Source organism: Kitasatospora sp. NPDC040550 (assembly GCF_055594965.1).
The window spans coordinates 40,282-58,667 of record NZ_JBVIWC010000035.1 but is presented as its reverse complement, the minus strand read 5'-3'; the positions used below and the strand labels follow the sequence as shown (position 1 = coordinate 58,667).

At 73.9% G+C, this 18,386-nt stretch carries 21 protein-coding genes; 15 read left to right on the top strand and 6 right to left on the bottom strand.

Going from position 1 to position 18,386, the window contains the following annotated elements:
* Nucleotides 1-104: 104 nt before the first annotated feature.
* Nucleotides 105-629 (top strand): hypothetical protein, encoded by a 525-nt coding sequence (locus ACZ58X_RS35705; protein ID WP_470337731.1) that lies wholly within the window; start codon nt 105-107, stop codon nt 627-629.
* On the top strand, nt 626-1,042 hold the full coding sequence (locus ACZ58X_RS35700; protein WP_470337730.1) for a hypothetical protein: 417 nt from the start codon (nt 626-628) through the stop codon (nt 1,040-1,042). Before ACZ58X_RS35705 ends, ACZ58X_RS35700 begins: the two co-directional genes overlap by 4 nt.
* A gap of 25 nt (nt 1,043-1,067) precedes the next feature.
* Here the strand turns inward: ACZ58X_RS35700 and ACZ58X_RS35695 are convergent, their stop codons facing one another.
* The gene (locus tag ACZ58X_RS35695; protein ID WP_470337751.1) at nt 1,068-1,946 is read right to left on the bottom strand and encodes a helix-turn-helix transcriptional regulator; all 879 of its coding nucleotides are present in this window, start codon (nt 1,944-1,946) and stop codon (nt 1,068-1,070) included.
* A 111-nt stretch (nt 1,947-2,057) separates the two neighbouring features.
* On the opposite strand from ACZ58X_RS35695, the gene ACZ58X_RS35690 reads away from it, so the two are divergent.
* Nucleotides 2,058-3,533 carry an MFS transporter gene (locus tag ACZ58X_RS35690; protein ID WP_470337729.1) on the top strand — a complete coding sequence of 492 codons (1,476 nt, stop codon included), beginning with the start codon at nt 2,058-2,060 and terminating at the stop codon, nt 3,531-3,533.
* A 97-nt stretch (nt 3,534-3,630) separates the two neighbouring features.
* Here ACZ58X_RS35690 and ACZ58X_RS35685 read toward each other — a convergent pair whose 3' ends face one another.
* Nucleotides 3,631-3,993: a MerR family transcriptional regulator gene (locus tag ACZ58X_RS35685; RefSeq protein ID WP_470337728.1), complete on the bottom strand. Its 363-nt coding sequence runs from the start codon at nt 3,991-3,993 to the stop codon at nt 3,631-3,633.
* A gap of 112 nt (nt 3,994-4,105) precedes the next feature.
* Here ACZ58X_RS35685 and ACZ58X_RS35680 point away from each other — a divergent pair, with 112 nt between their 5' ends.
* The 3 genes from ACZ58X_RS35680 (at nt 4,106) to ACZ58X_RS35670 (ending at nt 6,158) form a co-directional block, all read left to right on the top strand.
* Nucleotides 4,106-5,365 carry an MFS transporter gene (locus ACZ58X_RS35680; protein ID WP_470337727.1) on the top strand — a complete coding sequence of 420 codons (1,260 nt, stop codon included), beginning with the start codon at nt 4,106-4,108 and terminating at the stop codon, nt 5,363-5,365.
* A gap of 68 nt (nt 5,366-5,433) precedes the next feature.
* Nucleotides 5,434-5,727: a type II toxin-antitoxin system Phd/YefM family antitoxin gene (locus ACZ58X_RS35675; protein ID WP_470337726.1), complete on the top strand. Its 294-nt coding sequence runs from the start codon at nt 5,434-5,436 to the stop codon at nt 5,725-5,727.
* The gene (locus ACZ58X_RS35670) at nt 5,724-6,158 is read left to right on the top strand and encodes a type II toxin-antitoxin system VapC family toxin (RefSeq protein ID WP_470337725.1); all 435 of its coding nucleotides are present in this window, start codon (nt 5,724-5,726) and stop codon (nt 6,156-6,158) included. The genes ACZ58X_RS35675 and ACZ58X_RS35670 overlap by 4 nt, the downstream gene beginning before the upstream one ends.
* Here the strand turns inward: ACZ58X_RS35670 and ACZ58X_RS35665 are convergent.
* Nucleotides 6,106-6,780, bottom strand: a complete 675-nt coding sequence (locus ACZ58X_RS35665) for an alpha/beta fold hydrolase (RefSeq protein ID WP_470337724.1) — start codon at nt 6,778-6,780, stop codon at nt 6,106-6,108. The genes ACZ58X_RS35670 and ACZ58X_RS35665 overlap by 53 nt on opposite strands.
* A 41-nt stretch (nt 6,781-6,821) precedes the next feature.
* Complete coding sequence (locus ACZ58X_RS35660) at nt 6,822-8,018, bottom strand: MFS transporter (RefSeq protein ID WP_470337723.1); 1,197 nt, start codon at nt 8,016-8,018, stop codon at nt 6,822-6,824.
* A 212-nt stretch (nt 8,019-8,230) separates the two neighbouring features.
* Between ACZ58X_RS35660 and ACZ58X_RS35655 the strand changes: the two genes are divergently transcribed.
* The 5 genes from ACZ58X_RS35655 to ACZ58X_RS35635 all read left to right on the top strand — a co-directional run bounded on the left by ACZ58X_RS35655 (nt 8,231) and on the right by ACZ58X_RS35635 (nt 12,600).
* On the top strand, nt 8,231-8,464 hold the full coding sequence (locus ACZ58X_RS35655; protein ID WP_470337722.1) for a hypothetical protein: 234 nt from the start codon (nt 8,231-8,233) through the stop codon (nt 8,462-8,464).
* A gap of 68 nt (nt 8,465-8,532) precedes the next feature.
* Entirely contained in the window at nt 8,533-9,387 is an 855-nt protein-coding gene (locus ACZ58X_RS35650; protein ID WP_470337721.1) for a DUF3626 domain-containing protein, read from the top strand.
* 45 nt (nt 9,388-9,432) lie between these two features.
* Nucleotides 9,433-10,545, top strand: a complete 1,113-nt coding sequence (locus ACZ58X_RS35645) for a threonine aldolase family protein (RefSeq protein ID WP_470337720.1) — start codon at nt 9,433-9,435, stop codon at nt 10,543-10,545.
* A gap of 91 nt (nt 10,546-10,636) precedes the next feature.
* The gene (locus tag ACZ58X_RS35640; RefSeq protein ID WP_470337719.1) at nt 10,637-11,215 is read left to right on the top strand and encodes an NADAR family protein; all 579 of its coding nucleotides are present in this window, start codon (nt 10,637-10,639) and stop codon (nt 11,213-11,215) included.
* 206 nt (nt 11,216-11,421) lie between these two features.
* The gene (locus ACZ58X_RS35635) at nt 11,422-12,600 is read left to right on the top strand and encodes a hypothetical protein (protein WP_470337718.1); all 1,179 of its coding nucleotides are present in this window, start codon (nt 11,422-11,424) and stop codon (nt 12,598-12,600) included.
* Nucleotides 12,601-12,696: 96 nt separating this feature from the next.
* Here ACZ58X_RS35635 and ACZ58X_RS35630 read toward each other — a convergent pair whose 3' ends face one another.
* A complete protein-coding gene (locus ACZ58X_RS35630; protein ID WP_402483569.1) occupies nt 12,697-14,079 on the bottom strand; it encodes a glycine--tRNA ligase in 1,383 nt (460 codons plus the stop codon).
* A gap of 191 nt (nt 14,080-14,270) precedes the next feature.
* Between ACZ58X_RS35630 and ACZ58X_RS35625 the strand changes: the two genes are divergently transcribed.
* Genes ACZ58X_RS35625 through ACZ58X_RS35610 form a run of 4 tightly spaced genes read left to right on the top strand, consistent with a single transcriptional unit; the run spans nt 14,271 to nt 17,444 of the window.
* Nucleotides 14,271-15,260 (top strand): metal ABC transporter substrate-binding protein, encoded by a 990-nt coding sequence (locus tag ACZ58X_RS35625; protein ID WP_470337717.1) that lies wholly within the window; start codon nt 14,271-14,273, stop codon nt 15,258-15,260.
* A 14-nt stretch (nt 15,261-15,274) separates the two neighbouring features.
* The gene (locus ACZ58X_RS35620; protein ID WP_470337716.1) at nt 15,275-16,039 is read left to right on the top strand and encodes a metal ABC transporter ATP-binding protein; all 765 of its coding nucleotides are present in this window, start codon (nt 15,275-15,277) and stop codon (nt 16,037-16,039) included.
* On the top strand, nt 16,036-16,998 hold the full coding sequence (locus tag ACZ58X_RS35615) for a metal ABC transporter permease (protein ID WP_470337715.1): 963 nt from the start codon (nt 16,036-16,038) through the stop codon (nt 16,996-16,998). Before ACZ58X_RS35620 ends, ACZ58X_RS35615 begins: the two co-directional genes overlap by 4 nt.
* A gap of 35 nt (nt 16,999-17,033) precedes the next feature.
* Nucleotides 17,034-17,444, top strand: coding sequence for a Fur family transcriptional regulator (locus ACZ58X_RS35610; protein WP_470337714.1), 411 nt, complete (start codon nt 17,034-17,036; stop codon nt 17,442-17,444).
* Nucleotides 17,445-17,545: 101 nt separating this feature from the next.
* On the opposite strand, the gene ACZ58X_RS35605 is transcribed toward ACZ58X_RS35610, so the two are convergent.
* Nucleotides 17,546-18,385 carry an isoprenyl transferase gene (locus ACZ58X_RS35605; protein WP_470337713.1) on the bottom strand — a complete coding sequence of 280 codons (840 nt, stop codon included), beginning with the start codon at nt 18,383-18,385 and terminating at the stop codon, nt 17,546-17,548.
* Between the last annotated feature and the right edge of the window lies 1 nt (nt 18,386).

Sequence of the window (18,386 nt, the reverse complement as noted above, 5' to 3'; positions counted from 1 at the left end):
CCGCCATGAAGGGGGGTACCCGCCGGGGGTGTAGCTGGATACACCCCCGATTCGGTGTGGAGCACCACCGACAGGACCCCCCTCGCGGCGGGAGGCTTGGGGACATGACGAGCACCGCATCGCACTCCGCCACCCCGCCGCACGGGCGGCCCGTCCCCGGGAACCACGGGGGTGTTCCCGGGGGCGCGCTCCGCCCGGCGCCGGGGCCGGAGGGGACGCTGCCCGCCGGGGCCGGGCCCTGGTCGGTCCGCAGCGTCGGGTCCGGCCGCGGCCGGGCCGCGTTGGAGCTGTACCAGCACGGCGAGTTGGCCGACGTCCTGGTCGCCGCCCGGCTCGCCCCGCAACTCGTCCGCGGCGCGCGGCGCAGCCCGTCCACCGGTGGCGGCTCGCACGTGCTCGCCTGGGGGCGGCTGCCCACCGACGGCCGGGCGCCCTCGGTGGTGTTCACCGGCGGGCGGCGGCTGTTCGGCACCGTCCGGGCGGCGGTGGGCGAAGTGGTCACGGTGGCCGGGCAGTTCTGGCTCGCCCTGGCCGAGGGGCCGTTCGACGCGGTGCTGGTCCGGCACTCGGCGGGCGGGCCGGTCGAGCGGCTCGCGCTGGAGCGTGTGCGGACCGGAGGTACGGCATGAGTGCGGTGTTCGCCTCCGCCGCTCCGGCGTACGTCCTGCCGGAGCGGTTCCGGCGGCTGCCGCGGCTGGCCGCCTTCGGGCTGCTGCCCTGGCTGATGGTCCTGGCCGTCAACCACGAGACCCCGTGGGTGGTGCTGGACCTCGCGGAGTTCGCCGCGCTGCTCTCGCTGGACACGCTGCTGCGCCGGCGCAGCCCCGCCGCGCTGTGGGCGGGCGCGGTGGTGGCGCTGCTGCTGGCCGGGGACGCCCTGGCCGACATCGCCTGCGCCGGGCCGGGGCACGCGGTGCTCGCCGCGCTGGTGATGGCCTGCTGCGTCGAACTGCCGCTGGCGGCGGTCTGCCTACTGCTCGGGCGCGAGGCGATACCCGGGGCGGTACGCGGGGCCGTCCGCGGAGCGGCGGTGCGCGGCTAGCGGTACGCGGAGCGGCGGTGCGCGGCTAGCGCCGCGTCGGCAGCCGGTCCATCAGGAGGCGGGTCTCCTCGTCCAGCGGGGTGTAGCTGATCAGGCGCGTCCCGAGCCGGGGGCCGAGCCAGAAGTTGGTGTACTCGCAGCGCAGCAGGCCCACGCCCGGCACCTGGAAACGCTTGATCCCGTTGCCCGGCCGCATCACCTCGTGCCGCTGCCACGCCTCCTCGAAGTCCGGCGAGGCCTTGCGCAGCCGGGCCAGCAGCGCCTTCCAGGCGGGCTCGGCGGAGTGGTCGGCCATCGCGGCGCGGAACCGGGCCACCATGCCGAGGCGCTCCGTCCGGTGGTCGATCAGCACGTCGCGGAAGCGGGAGGGGGTGAACGCCAGCCACATCAGGTTCCGCTCCTCCGGGGGCAGCTCCCCGAGGTCGCCGACGATGGCGGTGTACGGCACGTTGTGCGCCAGGATGTCGTAGCGGGAGTTGACCGCGGCGGCCGGGTAGGGCGCCAGCTGATCCAGCACCAGCCGCACGCTCGGCGTCACCGAGGGGCACTCCCGCACCGGCGCCGGATCGTCCGCGCCGGCCAGGGTGAACAGGTGCGCCCGCTCGCTCGGGTCCAGCAGCAGCGCCCGCGCCACCGCGTCCAGCACCTGGGCGGACACCTGGATGTCCCGCCCCTGCTCCAGCCACGTGTACCAGGTCACCCCCACCGCGGCCAGCTGCGCCACCTCCTCCCGGCGCAGCCCCGGGGTGCGGCGGCGGCCGGTCAGCGGCAGGCCCACCTGCTCGGGCGCGATCCGCTCGCGGCGGCTGCGCAGGAACGCCGCCAGGTCGTGCCGGCGGGCTTCGTCGGGTGTGGCGCGGTGCGGCACGGCGGCACCGGGACGGGCTTGCGCGGCCGGGGTCATCAGGCTCATGCTCCCCAGCATGCGGCACGCCGCAGCCTGTTGCCAGGTACTCCTCATACCTGGATAACCACACTCTGGTACCAGGCTGGGAGGCGGCGGATCGTATGACCCGTGACTCAACGACTCGCCGTCGCCCCGGCCCCGCACCGCACCGCCCGCACCACCGCTCCGCGCACCACCACTCCGCAGGCCACCGCTCCGCACACCCCCGCCCTCGGCACCGCCGGGCTGGTCACCGTCCTGCTCGGGGCCTTCCTGCCGATGCTCGACTTCTTCATCGTGAACGTCGCCCTGCCCACCATCGACAAGGACCTGGCCGCCGGACCGGCGGTGCTGGAACTCGTCGCCGCCGGCTACGGCATCGCCTTCGCCGTCCTGCTCGTCCTCGGCGGGCGGCTCGGCGACACCTTCGGCCGCCGCCGGCTGTTCGTCATCGGGGCCGCCGCCTTCGCCGTCACCTCGCTGGCCTGCGGCCTCGCCCCCGACGCGTGGTCCCTGGTCGCCGCCCGGGCCGCCCAGGGCGCCTCGGCCGCGCTGCTGATCCCGCAGGTGCTCGGCACCATCACCGCCGCCACCGACGGCGCCCGGCGCGGCCGCGCGCTCAGCGTCTACGGCGCGGTCGGCGGCATCTCCGTGGTGATCGGCCAGGTGCTCGGCGGGATGCTCGTCGCCGCCGACCTGTTCGGCACCGGCTGGCGCTCGGTCTTCCTGCTGAACGTCCCGTTCGCGCTGCTCGCCGTCGTCCTCGCCGTCCGGTACGTGCCGGAGAGCCGGGCCACCCGGGCCGCCGCCGTCGACGTGCCCGGCACCGTGCTGCTCACCGCCTCCCTGCTCTCCCTGCTCGTCCCCCTGATGGAGGGCCGCGCGGCCGGCTGGCCGCTCTGGTCGTGGGTGCTGCTCGCCCTGTTCCCGGTGTTCGCCACCGCCTTCGCCCTGGTCGAGCGCCGCGCCGAGCGGCGCGGCGACACCCCGCTGGTGCCGCCCAGCCTGCTGCGGATCCCCGAGATGCGGCGCGGCCTCGGCATCGCGCTGCCCTACTTCGCCGGCTTCGGCGGCTTCATGTTCGTCATCGCCGTCGCCCTCCAGCAGGGCCTGCGGCTCGGCGTGGTCGCCGCCGGCTGGGCGCTCGTCCCGATGGCCGTCGGCTACTTCACCGCCTCGCTCTCCGGCCCGCGGCTGATCGGCCGCTGGGGCAGCCGGGTGCTCAGCGCCGGCGCCGTCGTCCAGGCCCTCGGCCTCACCACCATCGCGCTGACCGTGCTCGCCGACGCGGACCACTTCTCCCCGCTGCGGATGGCCCCCGGCGTCGCCCTCGCGGGCATCGGCCAGGGCCTGATCGGCACCCCGCTGTTCCGGGTCGTGCTCGCCAAGGTGCCCGCCGCCCGGGCCGGCGTCGGCAGCGGCGTCCTCGCCACCGGCCAGCAGTCCAGCCTCGCCCTCGGCGTGGCCACCCTCGGCACCCTCTACCTGTCGCTCTCCCCCAGCCTCGGCATGGGCCGCGCGCTCGCCCTGTGCCTCGGCGTCCAGCTGCTGGGCTCCTTCACCGTGCTGTACCTGACCACCCGCCTGCCCCGCTCGATCGGCTGAGCCCCGCGGGCCCACGGGCCCGGGCGACGACGCACGGCCCCGCGACCGGTTCCCGCCGGTCGCGGGGCCGTCCCGCCGCCCGGAACCGCCCGTACGGTCAGGCGAGTTCCCTGACCACGGACAGGTACTCCAGGATGGCGTCGCGGTTGCGGGTCAGGCAGTGGATGCGGCGGGTCATCCGCTCGGTCTCGGACTCCAGGGTGTCGAGCATCTCCGGGGTGGCGTCCGCGAAGTGGATCTTCCGCGGGGCGTCCAGGCAGGGCAGGATCTGCTTGATGATCCTGGTCGGCAGCCCCGCGTCCAGCAGTCCGCGGATCTGGAGCACCCGGTCCACCAGGGAGTCCTCGTAGTCCCGGTACCCGTTCGCCTCGCGGCGCGGGATGATCAGGCCCTGCTTCTCGTAGTAGCGCAGCAGGCGCGGTGAGGTCTCCGTCAGCCTGGCCAGTTCGCCGATCCGCATGTGACCACCCTCACGTCGGAGCCGGGCCGCTCCGGCTGGACCTTGACATCCATGTCAACGATAGACGATCGGTCACATGCCGACGCACGAACTCCCTTCCCCCGCTTCCCCGATGACGACCCCGACCACGCCCGGTGGCCCCACCCCGACACCTTCGCCCGGCCCGGCGAGGGAGGCACCACCGGCCCGACTGCCCTGGCCGGCGCTGCTCGCCCTGAGCACCGGCGGGTTCATCACCCTGATGACCGAGGCGCTGCCCGCCGGCGTCCTGCCCGCGATGAGCAGGGACCTCGGCGTCAGCCAGTCCGGTGCCGGACAGTCCGTCACCCTCTACGCGGTCGGCTCCATCGCGGCCGCCATCCCGCTGACCGCCGCCACCGCCGGCCGGCCGCGCAAGCGACTGCTGCTCCTCGCCGTCGGCGGCTTCACCGTCGCTAACGCCGTCACCGCGGTCTCCGGCAGCTACCCGCTCACCATGGCCGCCCGCTTCGCGGCGGGCCTGGTCGCCGGAATGCTCTGGGCCCTGCTGGCCGGGTACGCCCGCAGCATCGTCGCGCCCGAACAGCGCGGACGGGCCATGGCCGTCGCGATGGGCGGCGCCACGGTCGCCCTGTCCGTCGGGGTCCCGGCCGGCACCCTGCTCGCCGGGGCCGCCGGGTGGCGCGTCGCCTTCGGGCTGATGAGCGTCCTCGCGCTCGCCCTCGTCGGCTGGATCGCCGCGGCCGTCCCCCCGGTCCCCGGCCGGGCCGAACACGACCGGCTGCCGCTCCGGCAGGTCGTACGGATCCCCGGCGTGGCGGCCGTCCTGGCCGTCACCGCGACCTTCGTCCTCGCCCACAACGTCCTCTACACCTACGTCGCGGCACTGCTCGAACCGCTGCACCTCGGCGGGCGGACCGACACCGTACTGCTCGTCCTCGGCCTGGCCTCGCTGGTGAGCATCGCCGTCACCGGAGCCCTGATCGACCGGCACCTGCGCACCCTGACCCTCACCGCCTGCCTCCTCGTCGGCGCCGCGACCCTGACCCTCGCCGGCGCCCTGCTCGGCTCGTCGCCCTGGCCCGTCTACGCCGCCGCCGCGGTCTGGGGCCTCGGCTTCGGCGGCGCCGCCACCCTGCTGCAGACCGCCGTCGCCGACGCCGCCGACACGGCCGCCGACCTCGCCCAGTCCCTGCTGGTCACCTGCTGGAACCTCGGCATCGCCGCCGCCGCGTCCGCCGGCGGCCTCCTCCTCGACCACGCCGGGCCGCGGTCCCTGCCCTGGTCGGCCCTGGCCCTGCTGGCCCTCGCCCTGGCCGTGACCACGGCGGCGCGCCGCCACGGCTTCCCCGGCCGGGGGCTCCCGGAGCGGGGGCGCCCGGAGCGGGGGTGACGCTCGTCCGGGTGAACCCGACGCACGCTGCGCGCAATCGCCGCACGATCCGCCCTACCGTGAGTCGCATGACGGCCAGAGTCCCCATCCGGCAGCTCCAGCAACATGCCAGCGAACTGATCGACCGGGTCGCAGCCGGGGAGCGCATCGAGATCACCCGCAACGGGCGGCTGATCGCCGTACTCGCACCGCCTGACCCGGAGCAGCGGGTCCTGGAGGATCTCGTACGCGACGGCACCATCGACCCGGAGAACGCCGCCACCGCCCGTGGACTGGCCGACTGGGTCCCACCCACGATCAACATCCGGCTCCCGTCCGCGACCGAGGCCCTCCACAGGATGCGCGAGGAAGAAGACCGTTGATCTACCTCGACTCCTGCGCGATCCTCAAGCTCCTCCTCCCGGAGACGGAGTCCTCCGCACTGCGAACGTTCCTCTCGTCACACGGCTCCGAGGGCCATGCGACCAGTGCGCTGGCCCAGGTCGAGGTCCCGCGCGCGCTCATCAGGATCGGTGCGCCGCAGCAGTTGCACGATGCTGCGGCGGACCTGCTCGACCGAATGCTCCGCATCCGGCTCTCCGATCCGATCCTCCGAGCCGCCGGCAGCTTCCCCACCCGGCACCTGGGGACGCTCGACGCCATTCACCTCGCCGGCGCCGAACACCTGGAGCATGCGCTCACCGCTTTTGTGACGTACGACAAACGCCTCGCCGAAGCGGCCGAGGGACGTGACCTGCCGATCACCGCACCGGGCTCGACGTCGGACGTCGAGCCCGGCGGCGCCCCCGCCTAGGCGCAGGTTCCACGGCCGGGGTCAGTGCGCCGATGAAGGTGTCCAGGCGGGCGACGGCTGTGCGGAGCAGGTCGACGGATCCGGTCGGGTCGTCCGGGAGTTCGAGGCCATGGTCGGCGGCGGGGAGTTCCAGGACCTGATGGCCGGTGGCGTCGGCAACGTTCCGGTCCCACAGCCTGTCGGCGCTGCCGCCGATCAGGAGGGTCGGTGCGGTGGCCCGGTGGAGGGCGCGGGCCACCTGGTCGACGGTGAGCACCGGGGTGAGCCAGGCGGCCGGGAGGGCGCGGTCCGCGGCGAGGCCGGCGGCCAGGGAGCCCAGCGACTTGCCGACCAGCAGGCGGCAGGCGCCGCCCTCGGCGTCGACGGCCGCGCCGACCTGCCGCTCGACCCAGGCGATCCGCTGCTCGATCGTGAACTCGACGAACTCGTCCGGGATCCGCCACCACAGCTCCTGGACCGTCCAACCGTGCCGGGCCAGGACGGCGGAGGCGAAGTGCAGCAGCGGACGGGCGGGCGAGTAGCCGACGCCGGGGACGACCAGCGCGACCCGGTCCGGGTCGCCGTCGACGCGGGTGGGAAGGCTGAGCGCGGAGGAAGCGGAGGAGGCGGAGGAGGCGGACATGCCCGCAGGCTACGTCCGGCCCGCTCCGGCGGGCGGGCCGGTCAGGCCCGGCTCCCCTCCGGGAGGACCGCCCGGGGTCGGGTGCGCACCACCGCGAGGGTGCCGGCCAGGGCGATCGCGGCGAAGACGGCCAGCGCCCCGGTGGTGCCGACCGCACCGGCCAGCGTGCCGCCCAGCAACGCGCCCACCGGCATGACGAGTTGGCCGATCGAGCGGGACAGGCCGAGGACCCGCCCCAACTGCTCCGGCGGGGACAGCTGTTGCTGGAGGGTCACCCAGCTGACGCCCCAGACCGTCGCGCAGTAGCCGAACACCGCCTGGTAGCCGACCAGTACCGGGAGGGCCGCCCCGAGCGAGGCCAGCGGGATCAGGAACAGGGCGGCCGCGGCCAGCGGGCCGAAGAGCGGGATCACCCTGGTCAGCCCGACCCGCCGGATCACCCGCTTCGCGGTGAGCACCGCCGTCACCGCGGCGATGCTGTAGACGGCCTGGGTCAGCCCGAGCTCCCCCGGGCCCAGGCCCACGACCTGGTACGCGAAGTAGGCGAACAGCCCGGCCAACCCCGCCCCACCCAGGTTGAGCGCCGCCGCGGCGACGGCCAGCCGGGCCAGCAGCGTCCGACCGCGCAGGACGTCGATCCCCTCCCGCAGCGAGGCGGCGATCCCCGGGCGGGCGGCGGCCCGCGGCGGCTCCTCGTCCCGGTGGAGCCGGGGCAGGCTCATGGCGAGGGCGGACAGCCCGTAACTGACCGCGTCCGCGACCATCGCGGTGGCCGCCCCGACCGCCTGCACCAGCGCGGCGGCCAGCCCCGGCCCGGCGATCTGGCCGACCGAACGGGCCCCGGCCAGCTTGGCGTTGACCGCCACCAGGCCGTCCTTGGGCACGAAGTCCGCCACCACGGTCGGCACCGCGATGGCGGAGATGCCGCCCAAGGCCCCGGAGACCGCCGCGACCGCGTAGAGGTGGGCCAGCGTCAGCGCACCGGCGGCGTGCGCCAGCGGGACGGTGGCGATCAGCAGCAGCTGGGCGAGGTCCACCGCGACCAGCAGCCGCCGCCGGGAGGCGACCCGGTCCACCAGCACCCCGGCGAACGGGCCGGTCAGCCCCTGCACCCCGTACTCCAGGGCGAACAGCAGCGAGGCCGCCAGCGGCCCGGCGTCCAGCAGCAGGATCGCCAGCGCGGGCAGGGCCAGTGCCGTGACCTGGGTGCCCGCCACACTGACGCCCTGCGAGAACATCAGGGCCGGTACGGCGCTCCGCGAGTCCCGTGGAGCCGCCGGGGAAGCGGTCGGCGGAGCAACCGGTGAAGCGGTCGGCGGACCGGCCGTGGGGGAACTGCCTGCGCCATCATCTGCCATGCGCCCCAAGCTACTTCAGCTATGGCGGAGCGACACCCCGGTCCGCGATACTTGGTTCGCACAGTGATCGAGTCCGAAGGAAGGGGGAGCTCATGAGCTTCGTTCTCGCGTTCCTGGCCGTTCTGGCGGCCGTCGTCGTCGGCACCACCCTGTTCCTGGTCCGTCGTGACCGGGCCCGCCGGCAGTGGGCGAACGGCACGGAGGGCCTGCTGATCGAACAGCGGCGGACCTCCCAGGCCGCCCGGATCCGCAGCACCCACTCCACCTGGGCCACCCACCACGGCAACGGCCTGTTCCCCGACGACCTGCAGACGCAGTACGTCTGACGCAGCGGCGCCGGAGCGGACGAAAACCCGGGTGCACCCACCGGCCCGGCCGCGCGACACTACCCCGCATGAGCTCCGACCCCGCCCCGACCCCGCAGGTCCGGGCCCTCGGCCACGTGGCCTCGCTCTCCGCCGGGCCGCCCGTCGACCCGGCCCTGCGGGTGACCCTCAACTTCCATCCGGACCGGGTCTCCCGCGGCCGGGCCGTCCTCGACGCCCTGGCCGAGGACGGCGCCTACCTCTCCCAGTTCGCCACCGGCACCAGTAACGGCGGCCTGACCGCCCACCCCGGCGGGGACCGCTGGCGCTGGGAGAGCCGGATCTTCGCCGGCGCCTACGACGCCGCGGCTCCCGGCGAACGCCCCGTCTACGGAGCCCTCGACCACCGCCGCAGTCCGGTCGGCGCCGCACCCCGCTTCGGCTCCGCGCACCTGCGGCTCACCGCCCCCGCCCTGGAGCGCACCACCTTCTGCTACCCGGACAGCTTCCTGGAGCCCACGGACTTCGGCACCGCCGCCCGCATGGGGCTCGTCGAACTGGCCCTGGCCGACGACCAGGACGCCCTCGACGACTACATCGAGGCACAGGTCCACGGCCCGGTCCGGCTGGCCGAGGACGTCGAGGCCCTGGTGCTGGACCCCTGCTACCGGGACACCCCGGTCGAGGACGCCGCCCGCCGCCTCGCCTGCCCGCTGGAGTGGCACCCCGGCTTCCGGCTCACCGTCGAGGAGCTCCGCCGCCACCCCGACTACCGCGGCCAGGAGTTCGTCGCCCTCGGCGCCCGGATCGCCGAGGAGGGCGCCCTCGACCCCCGGATCATCGGCGCTGCCGCCGCGAGCGGTCGCCACGACCCCCAGGCCCTCAAGAAGGTGTGGCACTACCTCGCCCGCTTCGGCGCCCCCGGGTTCGGCGCCCCCGGGTAGCGAAAAGCGGTTGGCCCGGTTTCCCGCCGGACGGAGAATCGCCGGATGACCGATGACCAGATCGACTGGGCCCGCCTGCGCGCCGCCCACCGGGCCTGTACCCGCTTCCTCTCCGGCAACCGCCCGCTCACCATGCGCGAGCGGCTCACCGCACTCGCCGAGGCGGTCGAGCCGGACGCCCACCCCGACATCTACGGGGACGGCGGGCCGGTCGGGGAGCTGGAGGAGCGCACCGCCGCGCTCCTCGGCACGGAGGACGCGGTGTTCTTCCCCAGCGGGACGATGGCCCAGCAGGTCGCCCTGCGCCACCACGCCGAGCGGACCGGCAACCCGGCCGTCGCACTCCACCCGCAGAGCCACCTCGAACGGCACGAGCGCCACGCCCACATCCAACTGACCGGCCTGCGCAGCCTCTGGCCCACCACCGAGCCGCGGCAGCCGACCGCCGACGAACTGCGCGCCCTCGGCCAGCCGTTCGGCACCCTGGTGGTGGAACTCCCGCTCCGCGACCCGGGCTTCGTCCTGCCCACCTGGGACGAGCTCACCGAGCTGGTCGCCGCCGCCCGCGAGGCCGGCGCCCGGGTGCACTTCGACGGCGCCCGCCTGTGGAACACCACGACCCACTTCGGCCGGCCGCTGGACGGGATCGCCGCCCTGGCCGACAGCGTCTACGTCTCCTTCTACAAGGACCTCGGCGGCATCAGCGGGGCCGCCCTCGCCGGGGACAAGGCCTTCACCGCGTACGCCCGCACCTGGCGCCACCGTTACGGCGGGCAGCTCTACCAGCAGTGGCCGGCCGCCCTCGCCGCGCTCACCGGCCTGGACACCGAGCTCCCCCGGATCCCCGGTTACGCCCGCCACGCGGCGACCCTCACCCCCGCCCTGGCCGCCCTGCCCGGTGCGCGGATCTTCCCGGAGGTCCCGCCCACCCACGACTTCCAGCTCTGGCTCCCCCACCCGGCGCGGGTCCTGAACGCAGCCACCCTCGCCCTCGCCGAGCGGGAGGGGACCTGGTTCCTGGACTGGACCGACGCCGCCCCCGGCCTCGCCATGGCCGAGGTCCGCCTGGCGGGCTCGGCCCAGGACTGGACGGCGGAGGAGGTCACCGAACTCGGGCTGCGCTTCCTGGAACTGGTCGCCGCCGCCGACCGGGACTGACCCGCCGGCCCCCGGGCTCGGGCAGCCGGGCGGAGCCCGCCGCCGTCAAACGGATGGCGGGCTCCCGACCCTTCGTGTCAGAATGACGATTATGAGCAAGCAGCAGGTCGGGGACTTCGCCGACGTCCGCAGCCGCGAGGAGCTGGCGGCCCTGATGGCCACCGGGGCGCGGCCGAAGTGGGTGATGTTCTGGGGGCACACCGCCCGCAAGGGCGGCGGGACGCGGCAGGAGTGCCTGAGCCAGTGGTGGCCCGGGCAGTTCACCGTCGACGGGGTGACGTACGCCTCCGCCGAGCACTGGATGATGGCCGGCAAGGCCCGGATGTTCGGCGACCGGGCGATCGAGCAGCAGGTCCTGGAGGCCCGGACGCCCGCCGAGGCGAAGAAGCTGGGCCGGCTGGTGCAGGACTTCGACGACGAGACCTGGACGGCGGGCCGGTTCGACCTGGTGGTCGAGGGGAACGTCGCGAAGTTCGGCCAGGACGAGGCCCTGCGGGAGTACCTGCTGGGCACCGGCGGCCGCGTCCTGGTCGAGGCCAGCCCGCTGGACCGGATCTGGGGCATCGGCCTCGGCGCGGACGACATCCGGGCCGAACGACCGCTGGAGTGGCGGGGGTTGAACCTGCTCGGGTTCGCGCTGATGGAGGCGCGGGCACGACTGGCCGGATGAGAGATGAGACCGGTCGTGCCCCTGTCGGACGGGGCGCCCCCGCCGCGGAGCGCGACCGGCGCACTTTTCGCAACGGCCGCCCTCTGTGCGCTCCTTGACACCACTCGGGCACGACTGGTCGCGCTCTCGTAACTCCATCGCCACATTTCGACGCCAGGATGTCCCGCAGTCAGGGTACAGATGGACAGGTTGGGGCGATCATGCGCATGCGGTCGACGGAAGAATCCGCAGGCCAGCAACCGGAGGGCGAGCAACGGGCCGCCGAACTCCGGTCGGAACTCGACGAGTTGCTCCGCGCGAGCCGTTACGCGGGCCAACGCGAACGCCGGTTGAACGAGGCGATACGGGCGACCCCGGGCCGCCGGCGCCCGGACGGCGACCTGCTGCGGCAGCTCGCCCAGGCCCGCACCCTGCGCGAGGGCCTGGGTGCGCGCTGCCTGCAACTGAGCGACCAGTTACAGGAATTGGAGATCCACCTCAGACAGCGACCACACCCCCAGCCCGCCCCCGAGCAGGCGGACCCCCCACCCCGGTCCGCCCACCGGCCCCCACCGCCCCCGGCTCCGGCTCCGGCTCCGGCTCCGGCCCCACCCTCGGCCCCGGCACCGACGCCGCCACCGGCAGCACCCCCCGCCCCACCCGTCCGCCCCGACCTCGGCGCCCTCACCGAGCGGATCACCGGACTCCACCGCAGCGGCGCCCGCCCCGAGGCCGAGGACCTGCTGGACCGGGCCGCCGCCCGGCTCGCCCCCGCCGACGCCGCCCTGCTGGCCGGGATGCTCTCCCAGCGCGGCCCGACCGGCGCCTCGCTCCAGCTGGCCCGGACGACCGCCCGGGGCGCCCCGGAGCACGCCGTCGCGGTGCTGGCGGAGCTGCGCGAGCTGGGGCTGACCGAGGAGGCCGCCGAACTGTTCCACGCCTTCCGGGCCTACCCGGCCGCCGCGGTCCCGGCCCTGCTCGCCGCGCTGGAGCGGGCCGGGCAGCACGCCGACAGCGCCACGCTGCTCTGGGAGTGGGGCTCGGCACCGACCCCGGAGCTGACCTCGCTGGCCGCCGGCCTGCAGCAGCAGGGCCGCCCCGCCGACGTCCGCACGCTGCTGCGCCAGGCGGCCGGCCGCCCGACCGCGGACCTGGCCGGACTCGCGACCGAGCTGCCGCCCGCGCTCGCCACCCTCCTGCTGCGGGAGCTGACGGCCCTCCGCCCGCCGGTCGAACTGGTGCGCCTGGCCGCCGCGTTGGAGAACCGCCGGGACCTCTACGGGCAGCTGCTGGCCGCGCTGCTCGCCGACGACGCCCGCCACCGCGCCACCCTGGCCGCCCTCCGCACGGCCGGCCTGCCGACCGCCCCGCCGGCCGCCCCGCGCTCCCGCTGGGGCCGGCGCTGACCCACCGGCCGTACGACAGCGGGGAGCCCCCGCCCGCCTCCACGAGGAAGGACGGCCGGGGGCTCCCCGAAGTACCGAGCTACCGGAGTACCGGACTCAGCAGCCGATCAGCCGCGCCGCCAGGTAGCCCTTCACCTGGTCCAGCGACACGCGCTCCTGCGACATGGTGTCGCGGTCGCGAACGGTCACGGCGTTGTCCTCGAGGGTGTCGAAGTCGACCGTGACGCAGAACGGCGTGCCGATCTCGTCCTGGCGGCGGTAGCGCTTGCCGATCGCGCCCGCGTCGTCGAACTCGACGTTCCACGCGGTGCGCAGGTCGGCGGCCAGGCCGCGGGCCTTCGGGGAGAGCTCGGCGTTGCGCGACAGCGGCAGCACGGCGACCTTGACCGGGGCCAGGCGCGGGTCGAGCCGCATGCCGACGCGCTTCTCCATGACGCCCTTGGCGTTCGGCGCCTCGTCCTCGAAGTAGGCGTCGATCAGGAAGGCCAGCATGGCGCGGTTGAGGCCGGCCGCCGGCTCGATGACGTACGGGAAGTACCGCTCGCCGCTCTCCTGGTCGAAGTACTTGAGGTCCTGGCCGGAGGCCTCGCTGTGCACCCGCAGGTCGTAGTCCGTGCGGTTGGCGACGCCCTCCAGCTCAGAGAACTCGGAGCCGCCGAAGTTGAAGCGGTACTCGATGTCCACGGTGCGCTTGGCGTAGTGGGAGAGCTTCTCCTTCGGGTGCTCGAAGAAGCGCATGTTCTCGGTGCGCAGACCGAGGTCGACGTACCAGTCCCAGCGCTGCTGGAGCCAGTACTCGTGCCACTGCTCGTCCTCGCCCGGCTTGACGAAGAACTCCATCTCCATCTGCTCGAACTCACGGGTCCGGAAGATGAAGTTGCCGGGGGTGATCTCGTTGCGGAAGCTCTTGCCGGTCTGGGCGATGCCGAACGGCGGCTTCTTGCGCGAAGTGGTCTGGACGGCCTTGAAGTTGGTGAAGATGCCCTGGGCGGTCTCGGGGCGCAGGAAGGCCAGGCCGCTCGCCTCCTCGGTGACACCGAGGTGGGTCTTGAGCATGCCCGAGAAGTCCTTGGGCTCGGTGAACTGGCCCTTGGTGCCGCAGTCGGGGCAGTTGACGTCCTTGAGGCCGTTCGGCGGCGGGAAGCCGTGCTTGGCCTCGTACTTCTCCTCCAGGTGGTCGGCCCGGTGGCGCTTGTGGCAGGAGAGGCACTCGGTCAGCGGGTCGTTGAAGGTGGCGACGTGGCCGGAGGCCTCCCAGACCTCGCGGGCCAGGATCACCGACGAGTCGAGTCCGACGACGTCCTCGCGGGCCTGGACCATCGTGCGCCACCACTGGCGCTTGATGTTCTCCTTGAGCTCGACGCCCAGCGGCCCGTAGTCCCAGGCGGCACGCGTGCCGCCGTAGATCTCGCTGCAGGGGTAGACGAAGCCTCGGCGCTTGCTCAGGCTGACGATCGTGTCGATCTTGTCGGCGGCCACAGTGCTCTCTTCAGTACGTACGGCACGGTCAGGGCACGGCTGGTTGCTCGTACCCGAATACCCAAGGTTACCGGCCAGACGGGTACGGGGTTCAAATCGATATGGTCCGGCTCCCCCCATCCACGGCCACCTGCCGTTCACCCGTCCGAGTGAGTTGACAATCATTTCCACTGCAGATGAGAATGATTGTCATGATGATCGGACTGCTCAGCCGCCGAACCCGCAGGACCGCCGCCCTGGCCGTCACCGCCCTCGCCGCCTCCACGGCCCTCACGGCCTGCGGCGGCAGCAGCAGCGCCCAGGGCACGGACGGCAAGCTGAACGTCGTCGCCTCCTTCTACCCGATGGAGTTCCTGGCCCAGCAGATCGGCAAGGAGCACGTCTCGGTCACCGACCTCACCGCCCCCGGCGTCGAGCCGCACGACCTGGAGCTCACCGCCAAGCAGGTCGCGGGCGTCCAGAAGGCCGACGCGATCCTCTACCTCAAGGGCCTCCAGCCCACCGTCGACCAGGCCGTCGGCCAGTCGGACAGCAAGCACAAGATCGACGCCACCGCCGCCAGCCCGCTGGTCGACCACCACCTCGACGAGGGCGCCGCCCAGGGCGACGGCCACCAGCACGAGGGCCCGGCCGGCGACCCGCACATCTGGCTCGACCCGAGCCGCTACGCCGCGATCGCCAAGAGCGTCGGCGCCGAGTTCGCCAAGGCCGACCCCGCGCACGCCGCCGACTACCAGAAGAACACCGACGACCTGGTCACCCGGCTCACCGCCCTGGACCAGGAGTTCCGGACCGGGCTGCAGGACGTCAAGACCAAGACCTTCGTCACCAGCCACGCCGCCTTCGGCTACCTCGCCGACCACTACGGCCTCACCCAGGTCGCCATCAACGGCGCCGACCCGGAGTCCGAGCCCACCCCGGCCCGCCTCGCCGAGGTGCAGAAGGCCGCCAAGGACAACGGCGTCACCACGATCTTCTTCGAGACCCTGGTCAGCCCCAAGCTCGCCGACACGGTCGCCAAGGACCTCGGCCTCAAGACCGCCGTGCTGGACCCGCTGGAGGGCGTCAAGGACCCGTCCAAGGACGACTACCTGACCGTCATGCAGCAGAACCTGGCCAACCTCCGGGCCGCCCTCGGCGCCCCCGCCGCGGCCACCCCCGCCCCCACCCCCGCGAGCTGACGGGACGCCCCGCCATGACCCACCCGATACCCCCGGCCGTCCGCCTCCGCGACGCCGTCGCCTCCCGCGGCGGCCGGCCGGTGCTGCGCGGCGTCGACCTCACCGTCCGCCCCGGCGAGGTCGTCGCCCTGCTCGGCGCCAACGGCTCCGGCAAGTCGACCACCGTCAAGGCCGTGATCGGCTCCGTGCCGCTGGAGCGGGGCACCCTGGAGCTGTTCGGCACCCCGTACGGCTCCTTCCGCGCCTGGCACCGGATCGGGTACGTCCCGCAGCGCACCACCGCCGCCTCCGGCGTCCCCGCCACCGTGCGCGAGGTGGTCTCCACCGGGCGGCTGTCGCAGCACCGGCTGCTGCCGTTCCGCCGCCGGGACCGCACCGCGGTGGACGGCGCGCTGGCCGCCGTCGGCATGCTGGACCGGGCCGGGGACGGCGTCGCCGACCTCTCCGGCGGCCAGCAGCAGCGGGTGCTGATCGCCCGTGCCCTGGTCGGCACCCCCGACCTGCTGATCATGGACGAGCCGATGGCCGGCGTGGACGCCGCCAGCCAGCAGGTGCTCGCCGACACCCTGCGCGCCGAGGTCGGCCGCGGTGCCTCGGTGCTCCTGGTGCTGCACGAACTCGGGCCGCTGGAGCCGCTGATCGACCGCGCCGTGGTGCTGCGGGACGGCTGCGTCGCGCACGACGGCCCGCCGGTACCGGGCGCCGGCCTGCACGCGCTGCCCGGCCACGACCACGTCCACCCGCACGCCGACCTCACCCCGCCGAGGCTGTTCGCATGACCGAGATGCTCTCCTACGACTTCATGCAGCGCGCCCTGCTGGCCGCCGTGCTGGTCGGGATCACCGCCCCCGCCGTCGGGATCTACCTGGTGCAGCGCCGCCAGGCCCTGATGGGCGACGGCATGGGCCACGTCGCGATGACCGGCGTCGGCCTCGGCTTCATCTTCCAGACCAGCCCGGTCTGGATGGCCGTGCTGGTCTGCGTGCTCGGCGCCGTCACCATGGAGCTGGTCCGCTCGCGCGGCAACCAGCGCGGCGACATCGCCCTGGCGATGCTCTTCTACGGCGGCATGGCCTGCGGCAAGCTGCTGGTCTCGATGTCCGCCCAGGCCGGGGCCGGCTCGCTGGAGAGCTACCTGTGGGGCTCGATCCTCACCGTCGCCCCCGCCGACCTGGCCACCATCGCGGTGCTCGGGGCGGTGGTCATCGCGGTCACCGTCGGCCTGCGCCGCCAGCTCTTCGCGATCTGCCAGGACGAGGACTTCGCCCGGGTCACCGGGGTGCCGGTGCGCACCCTCAACCTGCTGCTCGCGGTGATGGCCGCGGTCACCGTCACGGTCGCCATGCGGGTGGTCGGACTGCTGCTGGTCAGCGCGCTGATGGTGGTCCCGGTGGTCGCCGCCCAGCAGCTGACCCGCTCCTTCGCCGCCACCCAGGCCGCCTCGATCGCCCTCGGCGTGGTGGTCGCGCTGGCCGGCGTCACCGGCTCCTACCAGCTGAACGTGCCCTCCGGCCCGGCCATCGTGCTGCTCGCCATCGCGGTGTTCGCGGTGTTCAGCGCGATCGCCGCCCCGCTCGCCCGCCGCCGCCACCGGCGCCGCGGCGACGCCGACCCGGGCCCCCAGGTCTGCGACGTCCGACTCCCCGACGGAATCCCCGGCCTCATCCCCGGCCAGGACCCGGGACGGACTTCCTCCAACGCGACCACTCCGGAGCGGCGGGCCGGGCTGGCACAATGAGGTGCGTGACGCCCACGACCCCAGGAGGACCCACGGTGACCACCGCAGGCCCGTCGCCGCGCGCCCGCTCGACCCGGCAGCGAGCCGCCGTCTCGGCGGCCCTGGACGAGATCGCGGACTTCCGCAGCGCCCAGGAGCTCCACGACCTGCTCAAGCACCGCGGGGACTCCGTCGGTCTGACCACGGTCTACCGCACCCTCCAGTCGCTCGCCGACGCCGGTGAGGTGGACGTGCTGCGCACCGCCGACGGCGAGGCCGTCTACCGCCGGTGCAGCAGCGGGCACCACCACCACCTGGTCTGCCGGCACTGCGGCGCCACCGTCGAGGTCGAGGGCCCCGCCGTCGAGCGCTGGGCGAACTCGGTCGCCGCCGAGCACGGGTTCAGCGACATCGCGCACACCCTGGAGATCTTCGGCACCTGCGCGGACTGCGCGAAGAAGGACTGACCGGCCGTCCGTACGGGGGCAGCCCGCGCGGACGACGGCCGAAGGGCCCGTGGGAACGGTTCGTTCCCACGGGCCCTTCGGCGCGCCCACGACGGTCGGCGTCAGCGCTGGGTGGGCAGCTCCACCGGCGCGGCGACCTCGTTCGGGATCGCCCCGCCGAAGCGGCGGTCGCGCATCGCGAACTGCTCGCAGGCCCGCCACAGGTCGCGGCGGTCGAAGTCCGGCCAGAGCACGTCCTGGAACACGAACTCGGCGTAAGCGGACTGCCAGAGCAGGAAGTTGGAGGTGCGCTGCTCGCCGCTGGGGCGCAGGAAGAGGTCCACGTCCGGCATGTCCGGGTGGTACATGTACTTGGCGATGGTCTTCTCGTTGACCTTCTTCGGGTCCAGCCGGCCCGCCGCCACGTCCAGCGCGATCGCCTGCGCGGCGTCGGCGAGTTCGGCCCGGCCGCCGTAGTTGACGCACATGTAGAGCGTCACGGCGTCGTTGCCCTTGGTCTGCTCCTCGGCGACCTGGAGCTCCTGGACGACGCTCTTCCACAGCTTGGGCATCCGGCCGGCCCAGCGGATCCGCACGCCCATCGCGTCCATCTCGTCGCGGCGGCGGCGGATGACGTCCCGGTTGAAGTTCATCAGGAACTTCACCTCGTCGGGCGAGCGCTTCCAGTTCTCGGTGGAGAACGCGTACAGCGAGATGTTCTTGACGCCGAGCTCGATCGCGCCCTTGAGCACGTCCAGCACGACGGACTCGCCGATCTTGTGGCCCTCGGTGCGGGGCAGCCCGCGCTCCTTGGCCCAGCGGCCGTTGCCGTCCATCACGATGGCGACGTGGTCCGGGACCAGCTCGCCGGGGATCTTCGGGGGCTTGGCGCCGCTGGGGTGCGGGGTCGGGGGTTCGTAGACCCGCTGCTTGCCGCCGCCGAAGAGCCGTCGCGCTGCCATG